This window comes from Actinomadura flavalba DSM 45200, from assembly GCF_000374305.1.
GTDB classification, from domain to species: domain Bacteria; phylum Actinomycetota; class Actinomycetes; order Streptosporangiales; family Streptosporangiaceae; genus Spirillospora; species Spirillospora flavalba.
This window is the reverse complement of sequence record NZ_KB894107.1, coordinates 1-12,440: the sequence shown is the minus strand read 5'-3', so window position 1 is coordinate 12,440 and position 12,440 is coordinate 1. Positions and strand designations below refer to the sequence as shown.

General features: G+C 73.0%; 7 protein-coding genes. All 7 read left to right on the top strand.

The annotated features are described in order from the left end of the window. Positions 1-14 precede the first annotated feature (14 nt). The 7 genes from cobT to ettA all read left to right on the top strand — a co-directional run bounded on the left by cobT (position 15) and on the right by ettA (position 12,303). Complete coding sequence (cobT, locus tag C229_RS0128375; RefSeq protein ID WP_018658511.1) at positions 15-1,079, top strand: nicotinate-nucleotide--dimethylbenzimidazole phosphoribosyltransferase; 1,065 nt, start codon at positions 15-17, stop codon at positions 1,077-1,079. 119 nt (positions 1,080-1,198) lie between these two features. Next, a complete protein-coding gene (cobA, locus tag C229_RS0128370; protein WP_018658510.1) occupies positions 1,199-2,422 on the top strand; it encodes a uroporphyrinogen-III C-methyltransferase in 1,224 nt (407 codons plus the stop codon). Between the two features lie 695 nt (positions 2,423-3,117). After that, entirely contained in the window at positions 3,118-5,190 is a 2,073-nt protein-coding gene (locus C229_RS0128365) for a GTPase family protein (protein ID WP_018658509.1), read from the top strand. Then, positions 5,187-6,872, top strand: a complete 1,686-nt coding sequence (locus C229_RS0128360; RefSeq protein ID WP_018658508.1) for a P-loop NTPase family protein — start codon at positions 5,187-5,189, stop codon at positions 6,870-6,872. The genes C229_RS0128365 and C229_RS0128360 overlap by 4 nt, the downstream gene beginning before the upstream one ends. 177 nt (positions 6,873-7,049) lie before the next feature. Beyond that, entirely contained in the window at positions 7,050-7,493 is a 444-nt protein-coding gene (locus C229_RS32155) for a single-stranded DNA-binding protein (RefSeq protein ID WP_018658507.1), read from the top strand. A gap of 1,321 nt (positions 7,494-8,814) precedes the next feature. Next, the gene (locus tag C229_RS32150) at positions 8,815-10,095 is read left to right on the top strand and encodes a GGDEF domain-containing protein (protein WP_051109163.1); all 1,281 of its coding nucleotides are present in this window, start codon (positions 8,815-8,817) and stop codon (positions 10,093-10,095) included. 543 nt (positions 10,096-10,638) lie between these two features. Continuing rightward, the gene (ettA, locus tag C229_RS0128345; RefSeq protein WP_018658505.1) at positions 10,639-12,303 is read left to right on the top strand and encodes an energy-dependent translational throttle protein EttA; all 1,665 of its coding nucleotides are present in this window, start codon (positions 10,639-10,641) and stop codon (positions 12,301-12,303) included. The last annotated feature ends 137 nt before the right edge of the window (positions 12,304-12,440 follow it).

Genomic DNA, 12,440 nt, shown 5'->3' with positions numbered 1-12,440 from the left:
CGGAAAGGACTCCGTTGAACCTCATCGAGGAGACCGTCGCCGCCGTCGTCCCCCTCGACGACGCGGCGCTGCGCGACGCCCGCGACCTCCAGGGCCGCCTCACCAAGCCGCCGGGGTCGCTCGGCGTGCTGGAGGACGTCGGCGTCCGCCTCGCCGGGCTGGCCGGGCACTGCCCGCCGCCGCTGCCCGAACCCGCCGCCGTCGCGGTGTTCGCCGCCGACCACGGCGTCCACGCCCAGGGCGTCTCGCCGTGGCCGCAGGAGGTCACCGCGCAGATGGTCGGCAACTTCCTGGCCGGGGGAGCGGTCGTCAACGCGTTCGCGCGGCAGGTCGGCGCGTCCGTCACCGTCGTGGACGTCGGCGTCGCCGCCGACCTGCCCGCCGCCCCGGCCCTGCTCGACCGCAAGGTCGCGCGCGGCACCGCCGACATGACGCGCGGACCGGCCATGACGGACGCGCAGGCCCGGCAGGCCGTCGAGACCGGTGTCCAGGTCGCCCGCGACCTCGTCGGCGGCGGCGCCCGCTGCCTGCTCACCGGCGACATGGGCATCGCCAACACCACCGCGTCCGCCGCGCTCATCGCCGCGTTCACCGGGCTGCCCGCCGAGCGCGTCACCGGCCTCGGCACCGGCATCGACGCCGCCACCCACGCCCGCAAGATCGACGTGGTGCGCGCGGCGCTGGCCCACATCCCGGACGGCGCCCCGCCGCTGACGGTCCTCGCCCGCGTCGGCGGCTTCGAGCACGCCGCGCTCGCCGGGTTCATCCTCGGCGGCGCCGCGCTGCGCGTGCCGGTCGTGCTCGACGGCGTCATCGCCGGTGCCGCCGCGCTCGCCGCCGTCGCGCTCTGCCCGGACGCGGCGGGCGCCTGCGTCGCCGGGCACCGATCCGTCGAACCAGGGCATTCCGCCGCCGTGGAGCATCTCGGGCTCCGGCCGCTGGTCGACCTGGAACTCCGGCTGGGCGAGGGCACCGGCGCGCTGCTCGCGCTGCCGCTCGTCCAGGGCGCCGCCCGCGTGCTGCGCGAGGTCGCCACCTTCGACGCCGCCGGGGTCAGCGACAAGGGGGCTCCCGCGTAACGACCTGATCACGGTCTGAGTCACCGTCGGCTATCGACTGGGCGGGCGCCCTCCTCATGCGCTCGCCGTTCCGAGTACCTTTGAGTCGCAACGTCACCTCCGTCGAGAGACCATCGCCCGTGCCCCCGTACCTGCTCGGCCTTCGACTCGCCGGTCGACGCGTCCTCGTCGTCGGCGGCGGACGGGTCGCCCAGCGCCGCGTGCCCGCGCTGCTGGCCGCCGGCGCCGACGTTGTCCTGGTGTCGCCCGAGATCACGCCGTCGCTGGAAGACCTCGTCGACGCCGGACGCCTCACCTGGCACCCCCGCCCCTACGCCACCGGCGACTGCGCCGACGCGTGGCTCGTGCAGGCCGTCACCGACGACGGCAAGGTCAACGCCGCCGTCGTCGGTGAGGCCGAGGCGCTGCGCGTCTGGTCCGTCCGCGCCGACGACGCCGACGCCTCGCCCGGCTGGACGCCCGCCGGCGGGCAGGTCGGGGAGACGACCGTCGGCGTGCTGTCCGGCGGCGATCCGCGCCGCGCGGCGGGCATCCGCGACGCCGTCGTGTCCGGACTGCGGGACGCGACGCTCGAATCGCGGCAGTCGCGGCACAAGCCCGTCGGCGTCGCGCTCGTCGGCGGCGGCCCCGGCGACCCCGGGCTCATCACCGTCCGGGGGCGCCAGCTCCTCGCCCTCGCCGACGTCGTCGTCACCGACCGGCTCGCGCCCCGCGAACTGCTGGACGAGCTGGCCGCCGACGTCGAGGTCATCGACGCCGCCAAGATCCCCTACGGCCGCACCGTCACCCAGGACCGCATCAACGAGCACCTGGTCGAGCACGCGAAGCAGGGCAAGTTCGTCGTGCGGCTCAAGGGCGGCGACCCGTTCGTCTTCGGGCGCGGCGGCGAAGAGGCGCTGCACTGCGCCGAGCACGGCATTCCGGTCATCGTCGTCCCGGGCATCACCAGCGCGGTCGCGGCGCCGTCCGCCGTGGGCATCCCGGTGACGCACCGGTCGGTGTCGCAGGAGTTCCACGTGATCTCCGCGCACGTTCCGCCCGGCCACCCCGACTCCACGGTCGACTGGCCGTCCCTGGCCGCCTCGCGGGGCACGCTGGTGCTGCTGATGGCCGTGGAACGGATGGAGCTGATCGCCGGAACGCTCGTCGAGCACGGGCGTCCGCCCGAGACACCGGTCGCCGTCATCCAGGAGGCCACCCTCCCGGGCCAGCGCTCGCTGACGACGACGCTGGACGCGGTCGGCGCCGACATGCGCGCCGCCGAGGTCCGCCCGCCCGCGATCGTCGTGGTGGGCGACGTCGTCGCCGTGGGCCGGGAGATCGACCTGGGGCGGAGTCCGTGACGCCGCCGCCCGACCACGCGGACTCCGCAGGAAGCCCCCGTCCCCGTTCCGCCCCCGCCGGACCCGGAGAGGCCGACGCCGTGAAGCGCCAGCCCGCACCACCGAACCAGCCCACCCCCGACGAAACACCCGCGCCCCCGTCGACCGGCTCCGGCACGCCCGGCACCCCGGACGAGTCCGGCATCCCGGCCGCCGCCGGTGATTCCGGCGAGCGCAACGGTAGTTCCGGCGGTGGAGCGGGTAGCGGTACCCGGGTGGAGGAAGCACGCGCGCCGACACCCTCCGGCGCCACCGACCCAGGCCCCCGCCCGGCCCCGCCCGAACCCGGCGGCACGCCCGGCGCCCCGGGCGGCGACGACTCGACCGGCGTCCCCGGCGACCCGGCTTCGGCTGCGCCGTCCGGTGTTCCCGTCGGCGGCTCGGCTTCGGCCGCGCGGTCCGGTGTTCCTGACGGCAACCCGGCCTCGGCCACGCCGTCCGGCATTCTCGGCGGCGGCTCGGCTTCGGCTGCGCCGTCCGGTGTTTCCGGCGGCGGCCCGGCTTCGGCTGCGCCGTCTGGTGGTCCTAGCGGCGATCCGGCCTCGGCTACGTCGTTCGGCGTTCCCGGCAGCGGGTCGGCCCCGGTTGCGTCGTCCGGTACTTCCGGCGGTGACCCGGCTGGGTCGTCCGGCTTCCTCGGTGGCCCGGCCTCGGCTGTGCCGTCGGGCGACGAGGTCTCGGGTCCGTCCGTCCGGGCGGACGGGTTCGGGCTGGTCCCGCCCGCTTCGGGCGACGAGCCGACCGGCGATTCCGGCATGTCCGGCGTGCCGTTCGGGGACGAACCGGGCGAAAGCGCGAGCGGCGGGTCCAACTCGGGTGCCGCCGCGGCGTTGATCTTCGGGGACGCGTCCGAGGACGCCCCGGACGCGTCCGAGCGGAAGCTGTTCACCGGAGCCGCACCCGCTCCGGAGGCGGAGGCCCCCGAACCGGCGCCGCCCGAGACTCCCGAAAATCCGGAAGAGGCCGAGGAACCCCGGCGGGCCGTCCGGACCGAGGCGGTGCGGCGGCCGGACCGGTCCGCGCTGGCGCTCGCGGGCACCACGATGCGGCAGAGCGAGCTGACGCGGGCGCTTGGCGAGCTGCGCGACCGGCTCGGCGCGTTCGAGTTCGTGCTCGACGTGCCCGGCGTCGAGGAGGCGCGCGAGGCGCGGTCCGAGCTGCGCAACCAGCTTGAGGACTACGTCCTGCCGCGCATCCAGGCCGTCGAGACCCCGCTGCTCGTCGTGCTCGGCGGGTCCACCGGGGCGGGCAAGTCCACGCTGGTCAACACGCTCGTCGGCACCCGCGTGTCCGCGACCGGCGTGCTGCGGCCCACGACGAGCAGCCCGATCCTGGTCTGCCACCCCGACCACGCCGACTGGTTCCTCGAAGGGCCGCTGCTGCCCGGCATGGGACGCGTCCGCGGCCCCGCGCCCGACGCCATCGCCGGCGACCAGCTCGTCATCATCGCCAGCGACGCCGTCCCGCGCGGCCTCGCGCTCCTCGACAGCCCCGACTTCGACTCGGTCTTCGAAGACCACTACGAGTTCGCGACCAAGCTCATGGCCGTCGCCGACCTCTGGCTGTGCGTCACCACCGCCGCCCGCTACGCCGACGCGCAGGTCTGGCAGATGCTCCGCCGCGCCAGCGAGAACGGTGCCACCATCGGCGTCGTGCTGTCGCGCGTCCCGCAGGGCGCGGGCGCCGAGGTCGTCGGGCACTTCGGTGACATGCTGGACGAGCACGGCGTCGGTGACACGCGCCGCTTCACCGTCCCCGAGACGCGCATCGAGGACAGCCGCCTGCCCGAGGAGGCCGTCGAGGAGATCCGCGGCTGGCTCGTCGGCGTCGCCGACAACGCGGGCGACCGCGAGTTCGTCGTCGGTGACACCCTCGGCGGCGTGCTGGACAGCTTCCGCACCCGCGTCCCCGAGGTCGCCAGGCACGTCGAGGCGCAGGTCGAGCAGCGCGACGAGCTGGCCCGCATCGTCGAGTCGTCCTACGGCACGGCCCTCGCCGAACTCGACGAGGCCACCCGCAACGGCTCGCTACTGCGCGGCGAGGTCCTCGCCCGCTGGCAGGACTTCGCCGGCACCGGCGACCTGCTCAAATCGCTGCACATCCGGCGGACCAAGTCCGGCAAACGGCACGGGGCGGCGCGGCGGCAGCGCGGCCCGACCCGCGTCCGGGCGCTGAAGTCCGCGCTGCGGGCGGGGCTGGAGTCGCTGATCGTCTCGTCGGCCGAGCACGCCGCCGAGCAGGTCATCGCGGGCTGGCGGGAACATCCGGCGGGCGGTCCGGTGATGGCCGAGGCGTCGGCGTCGCTCGGCACCGCGTCGCCCGAGCTGGCGCGGCGCGTCACGCGGGCCGTCAGCGCCTGGCAGGACCACGTCCAGGACCTCGTGCGCACCGAGGGCGTCACCAAGCGCTCGGTCGCCAAGCTCGTCTCGTTCGACCCCGAAGCGCTCGCGCTCGTCCTCATGGTCGGGCTGCTCGGCTACGGGACGTCCGACGTCGCCGTCTCCGGCAACAGCGCCGTCCCGCAGCGGCTGCTCAAGGCCCTGTTCGGCGCCGAGTCGCTGCGCGGCATGGGCGCCAAGGCCCGCGCCGACCTGCGCAGCCGGATCGGCATGCTCTTCGACGAGGAGGCGATCCGGTTCGGGCAGGCGCTCGACGCCGCCGGCATCCCCGACCAGACCGTGCCCGCGCAGTTGTACCAGGCCACGCACAATCTGGAGGTCGCCCGATGACCACCTCCGCCATCCCCGCGAGCACCGGCGGCGTGGCACGTCCCGCGCCGTCCGCCGCCGCGCCGGAGGAGTCGTCCGCAGTCCTGCTCGCGCGCCTGGACGCCCTGGACCGCATGGTCCAGGCCGGGACGGGACGCCTGGACGAGCCGCTGCTGGCCGACGCGCGGACCCTGCTCGACCGCGCCGGGGAACGGCTCCGTCTCTCCGGCGACCACACCGTCGTGACGTTCGCGGGCGGCACCGGGTCCGGCAAGTCGTCGCTGTTCAACGCCGTCTGCGGGCTCGACCTGTCCCCGACCGGGGTGCGGCGGCCGATGACGTCCAAGGCGCACGCGTGCGTGTGGGGGCTCGACGGCGCCGGGCCGCTGCTCGACTGGCTCGACGTCGACAAACGCCACCGGTACGCGCGGGCCAGCGCGCTCGACAACAGCGCCGACCAGTCGTTGCAGGGCCTCGTCCTGCTCGACCTGCCCGACCACGACTCGATCCAGGCCGTGCACCGCGCCGAGGTCGACCGGTTCGTCACCATCGCGGACCTGCTCGTGTGGGTCGTCGACCCGCAGAAGTACGCCGACGCGGCGCTGCACCGCAACTACATCGTCCCGTACGCCCGGTATGCGGCGGTGACGTTGATCGTGCTGAACCAGGTCGACAAGCTCCAGCCCGGCGAGGTGGACGACTGCGTCGCGGACCTGCGGCGGCTGCTGGAGGCCGAAGGGCTGGCCGAACCGCGGATCGTCACCACGTCCGCCGTCGCGCCCGACGGCGTCCGGAACCTGCGGGACGTGCTCGTCGCGACCGTGGCCGAGCGGCAGGCCCGCAACGCGCGCCTCGGCACCGACGTCGAACGGCTCGCTGAACGCTTCGCCGCGTACCGGGGCGAGGCGGCGCCGCCGTCGGCCGTCCCCGCCGCGCGGCGCACCGAGCTGATCGAGGAACTGAGCGCCGCCGCCGGCGCCCCCGCCGTAGCCGAGGCCATGGAGAGCGCCTACGAGCTGCGCGCGGCCGACTTCGTCGGCTGGCCCGTCCAGACGATGATCACGCGGCTGCGCAGCGACCCGCTGCGCCGCATGCGGCTGACCGAGCTGCGCGAGGAACTGCGCGGCGCGTTCACCGGACCGGTCGGCGCGCAGCAGGGCGACGTCGACAACGCGCTCGCCGGCGTCACCGCCGGCTTCACCGACGACCTGCCCGACGTGTGGGCGCGGTCGGTGCGCGCCGCCGCCCGCACGCACGCCGCCGAACTCCCCGAAGACCTCGGGGCCGCGCTGCGCGAGGCGGTGCCGACGTTCAACCAGGTGCCGCGCTGGTGGTGGCTGGTGAAGACGTGGCAGTACTTCCTCGTCCTGGTCGCGGTGCTGGGCGTGGCGTGGATCGGGCTGCTCGTCGCGTTCGGGCTGTTCGAGCTGGGCGGCGCCGACCCGCATCCGCTGCTGGGCGAGGCCGGGCTGATCCCGTACGTCGCGGTCGTGGCGATCTGCGCGCTGGGGATGGGCTGGCTGACGTCGTCGGCATGCCGGAACATGGTCGCGCTGTCGTCGGGCAAGCACGGCGACCGGATGGAACGGCACATGCGCGAACAGATCGAACAGGTGGCCGACCACAAGGTCATCCGCTGCGTGGCGGACGAACTAACGCACTACACCCGCTTCCGCGACGACGTAGAAGCCGCCCGGGGCTGAGGCAGCGGTCCTCGATCGGGCTGCGGGCGCTACGTCCGCTTTCGCGATGATGGGTAGCTGCCCGGATCGGAGTTATCCACAGCCTTGGTTTCCGGCTTTCCTTGGTGGTAACGGTGCGTCATCGTGAGGGGAGCCGAGGGTCACGGGGGTCCTCGGGCGTCCTGAGCGGAGAACGCCGTGAACGAAGCGCACATCACCCTCGCCGGGTGGACCGCCACCGAGCCCTTCTACCGGCTGACCGGCGGGGGCGTCCCGTGGTTGAGCTTCCGGGTGGGTTGCACGCCGCGCCGGTTCGATCGGTCGTCGGGCGACTGGCACGACGGCGACACGATGTTCCTGTCGGTCAACTGCTGGCGTGCTCTCGCCGAGAACGTGTACGCCTCCGAGCTGCGTCGCGGGCATCCCGTCCTCGTGACGGGCCGCCTCCGCATCCGCCAGTACGAGAAGGACGGCGACTGGCGGCTCTCCGTCGAGATCGAAGCCTCCACCCTCGGCCACGACCTCACCCGCGGCACCGCGACGTTCCACCCTCGCGCCCGCGCCGACCCCGCGGCCACGCCCGACGATTCCGCGACCGCACTCCCGCCGCTCACTCCCATCGACGCCCGGGAGGCCGCCTGACGTCGCACGCTGGTGCTCCAGCTCCCCGACATAGCACGTGAACGCGGAGAGTGTCGACACGACTTCTCTGAGTTCTGGACGAAACCTTTCGCGGGGGTAAATGAACATGTACTCTCGGTAATCGTGCACCAAAGTCGAGAGGCGCACCCGGCCCTCCCCGGCACCGGCGAACCCGCCCTGCCGAGGCCGCCGGCCGCCGCACCCGGTCCGCCGGACGTACGCCCACCCGCGACGTCCAGCGACCTCGTCCCCGACGACCGGCGACACCGACGACGGGAGACCGAACCCGACCCCGCCACACGGCACACCCACCAGCACCCGACGTCAGACCGCCCCACCCGGCGCGCACGAGACCTGAACGCAAGGACCAAGCCCCACAAGGACGACCCTCGCGCAAACCGTCCCAGCACGAGCTGCCTCGGCACGGACCGTCCCGGCGAGGACCGTCCCGGCGGGGACCGCCTAAGCGTGTGCCGCCCCGGCGTGGTTCGCCTCGGCGTGGTTCGCCTTAGAGCGGGCCGCCCCGGCGTGGGCTGCCTGAGCTTGGGCCGTCCTTGCGTGGGCCGCCTAGGCGTGGGCCGACCTTGTGTGGTTCGCGTAGGCGTGGGCCGCCTGACCGTGGGCCGTCCCGGCGTGGGCCGCCCCTGCGTGGTTCGCCTTGGCGCGGGCCGTCCCGGCGTGGGCCGTCCCGGCGTGGGCCGCCTAGGCGTGGGCCGCCTAGGCGTGGGCCGACTTTGTGTGGGCCGACTTTGTGTGGTTCGCCTAGGTGCGGGCCGTCACGGCTGCGGCCATCTGAGTGCGGGCTGCCCTTGTGCGGGTCGCCTTGGCAGGGGCTGCCTTGGTGCGAGCCTTCTCGCCGGGCACGCTCTTGGGCAGTGTGGCCATGGTCCTGGGAGGCGGAGTCTTGCGGGGCGCGGTCTCGGGGAGGTCGGCGCTGAGGGGCACGGTCCTGCGAGGCGGGGCCTTGGGAGGTGTGGTCCTGCGGGGCGGGGGCTTGGGAGGTGCGGGCTTGCGGGGGTTGGTTTGTGTGGGGTGGGTGGGTCGTGGTGGTTTGGGGGTGGGGGGTCTTCGGTCTGGGGGGCGGGGACGGCGCTTGGGCGTCGCCCCCGCGCGGTAGGGGTTGCGGGCTGCCTTAGATCCAGGAAACGCCGCGCATGATGTTCGCCCCCTCCGGATCTGCTGAGGCCAGCGGTTTGGCTGACCCTGTGGTGGATGGCCACCTTGGCCACCGACTTGTGCGTTATCGACGCTACCGGTTTCGGAACCGGATCGCACACGTTGCAACTATCGTGTTACCCAACGTGAGGCATAAGGGGGAAGGATGACGGCCGTGCAGTCGTCCGCCGAGGACCGTGGCGGCGAGCTCCTGCGAAAGCCCCGCTGGCGCGCGGTTTCCGGGCGTCCGACGGTGCTGTCCGCATACGTCGTGGTAGTCGTCGTCGTGCATCTCGCACTGACGGCGACGGCGCTGTTCTTCGCCCCGCTGCGCCTGAATGATCTATGGACATTTGGCGCCCTCTTGGCCTGTGGCGCCGTCTGCATCGAGGCGTCGCGCCGTCTCGGCATGCCGGCCGGTGTCGCCCGCGACCTGCTGTCGGCGTGGTGGCTGCCCACCGCGCTGCTCCTGCCGCCCGCGTACGCGCTGCTCTTCCCGATTCCGCTGCAACTGCTGTTGCAGTTCCGTGTCCGCCGCACCCTGCTGTACCGCCGCATCCTGGTGACGGCCGCGCTCGGCATCGCCGGGGCCTGCGCGTCGGTGGTGTTCCACGCGGTCATCCCCGAGCCGCTCGGCGGCATCGGCTGGATCGTCGACGGCTGGCCCGGCGTGCCGCTCGCCGTCGCGTGCGCCGTCCTGTTCACGGTCGTCAACACGTTCATCGTCGCGCTGGCCGCGCACGCGTCCAACCCCGAGACGCGCTGGCGCGACGTGCTGTGGACGCGCGAGTCCCTGCTGCTCGACGTGGTCGAACTCTGCGTCGGCGTCATCGTCGCGATCAGCGCCGCGCTCTCGCTCGGCCTGCTGCTGCTCACGCTGCCGCCGGCCGTCCTGCTCCAGCGCAGCCTCATGCACCAGCAGCTCCAGGCCGCCGCCCGCACCGACGCCAAGACGGGGCTGCTCAACGCGGTCGCCTGGCAGCGCGAGGCCGACACCGAACTCGCCCGCGCCCAGCGCACCCAGGACCCGCTCGCCCTGCTCCTCATCGACATCGACCACTTCAAGCGGGTCAACGACACCTACGGGCATCTCATCGGCGACCAGGTCCTCGTCGGCATGGCGAGCACGCTCGTCCACCAGCTCCGCGAGTACGACGTCGTCGGCCGCTTCGGCGGCGAGGAGTTCGTCGTGCTGCTTCCCGGCGCCGACACCGTGGAGGCGTGCCGCGTCGCCGAGCGCCTGCGTAACCGCGTCCGCCGCCTGGCCGTCCCCGCCGAGGACAGCACGGTCGGCGTCACCGTCTCCGTCGGCGTCGCGCTGCTGCGCCTGCACGGCGACGACATGATCGAACTTCTCGCCGCCGCCGACCTCGCCCTCTACCGCGCCAAGCAGTCCGGCCGCGACCGCGTCTGCCTCCCCGCCCTGGACGGCCCGAGAGCCACCTGACCATCGCGCAACGTCCGGCCAAGCTCAGCGTCCGCACCCAGTCCCGTTGCTCCCGGTCGTCCGCTCGGGCCGAGGTCATGGGTGTGTCGACGGCGAGCGTTCGCGCCGGGCCGGTTGGCCCGGCGCCTGCCGTGGTCGGGCCGAGGTCGTCGGTGTATCGACGGCGAGAGTTCGCGCCGGTCCGGCGCCTGTCGTGGTCGGGCCGAGGCCGTCGGTGCATCGGCAACCGAAGTTCGCGCCGGTGCGCCCCGGCCGCCTCGGCGTCCGGGCCGGGCGGGCTGGACTGGCGCCTGCCGACGCGGGGCCGAGGTCGTGGTGGTGTCGACGGCGGGAGTTCGTGCCGGTCGCCGGTGACCCGGCCGCCTCGGCGTGCGGGCCGGCCCGGCGTCTGCTGACGCCGGGCCGTTCGCGGGTGCCGAACGCGTGGGTGGGACGGCAACAGGGGCCACCGGCGAACCATCGGTAACACCGGTCACCCAAGGCCGCGTGGAGGGGGCGGCGAGGGAAACGGAGCAGTGCCCCGGAGGCTCTAGGCTTGACGATATGGCCGAGTACATCTACACGATGCAGCGTGTGCGCAAGGCGCACGGCGACAAGGTCGTCCTGGACGACGTCACTCTGAGTTTCCTTCCCGGTGCCAAGATCGGCGTCCTGGGGCCGAACGGGACGGGTAAGTCGACGCTGCTGCGGATGATGGCCGGTCTTGATCAGCCGTCCAACGGTGACGCGAAGCTGATGCCCGGGTTCACCGTCGGGATGCTCCAGCAGGAACCGCCGCTCAACGAGGAGAAGACGGTCCTCGGGAACGTCGAGGAGGGCGTCGCCGAGACCAAGGGCATGCTCGACCGGTTCAACGAGATCGCCGAGCAGATGGCGACCGACTACTCCGACGAGCTGATGACCGAGATGGGCCGGTTGCAGGAGCAGCTCGACCACCGCAACGCGTGGGACCTCGACAGCCAGCTCGAACAGGCGATGGACGCGCTGCGCTGCCCCCCGCCGGACGCCGACGTCACCAAGCTGTCCGGTGGCGAGCGCCGCCGCGTCGCGCTGTGCAAGCTGCTGCTGGAGGCGCCCGACCTGCTGCTGCTGGACGAGCCCACCAACCACCTCGACGCGGAGAGCGTCAACTGGCTGGAGCAGTTCCTCGCCAAGTACGAGGGCACCGTCCTGGCCGTCACCCACGACCGGTACTTCCTGGACAACGTCGCCACGTGGATTCTGGAGCTCGACCGGGGCCGCTGCCACCCGTACGAGGGCAACTACTCCACCTACCTGGAGAAGAAGGCCGAGCGGCTCAAGGTCGAGGGCAACAAGGACGCCAAGCGCAAGAAGCGCCTGGAGGACGAGCTGGAGTGGGTCCGCTCCAACCCCAAGGCCCGGCAGACCAAGAGCAAGGCGCGTCTGGCCCGGTACGAGGAGATGGCGGCCGAGGCCGCCAAGACCCGCAAGCTCGACTTCGAGGAGATCCAGATCCCTCCGGGCCCGCGCCTGGGCAACACGGTGATCGTGGCCGACGACCTCACCAAGGGCTTCGGTGACCGGCTCCTCATGGACCATCTGTCGTTCAACCTGCCGCCGAACGGCATCGTCGGCGTCATCGGCCCGAACGGCGTCGGCAAGACGACGCTGTTCCGCATGGTCGTCGGTGAGGAGAAGCCCGACTCGGGCACGCTGCGGGTCGGTGAGACCGTGCAGGTCTCCTACGTCGACCAGGGCCGCGGCGGCCTCGACCCGAAGAAGTCGGTGTGGGAGGTCGTCTCGGACGGGCTCGATCACATCAAGGTCGGCCAGGTGGAGATGCCGTCGCGCGCGTACATCGCGGCGTTCGGCTTCAAGGGCCCCGACCAGCAGAAGGCGTCGGGCGTGCTGTCCGGCGGTGAGCGCAACCGCCTGAACCTGGCGATGACCCTCAAGCAGGGCGGAAACGTGCTGCTGCTGGACGAGCCCACCAACGACCTCGACACCGAGACGCTGTCGAGCCTGGAGAACGCGCTGCTGGAGTTCCCCGGCTGCGCCGTGATCACCTCGCACGACCGCTGGTTCCTCGACCGCATCGCCACGCACATCCTCGCGTGGGAAGAGGGGTCGAGCTGGTTCTGGTTCGAGGGCAACTTCGCGGACTACGAGAAGAACAAGATCGAGCGCCTGGGCGCCGACGCGGCCCGCCCCCACCGCGTCACCCACCGCAAACTCACCCGCGACTGACCGAACGCACACCTCGGCCGCGCGTCCCACCAGGGACGCGCGGCCGAGGTGTGCGTGCCGAGGTGTGCGTGCCGAGGTGTGCGTGCCGAGGTGTGCGTGCCGAGGTGTGCGTGCCGAGGTGTGCGTGCCGAGGTGTG

Coding starts and splice junctions, on each gene's coding strand:
- C229_RS0128360 (WP_018658508.1), top strand. CDS start 5,187: ATGACCACCTCCGCCATCCCCGCGAGCACCGGCGGCGTGGCACGTCCC.
- C229_RS32150 (WP_051109163.1), top strand. CDS start 8,815: ATGACGGCCGTGCAGTCGTCCGCCGAGGACCGTGGCGGCGAGCTCCTG.
- ettA (WP_018658505.1), top strand. CDS start 10,639: ATGGCCGAGTACATCTACACGATGCAGCGTGTGCGCAAGGCGCACGGC.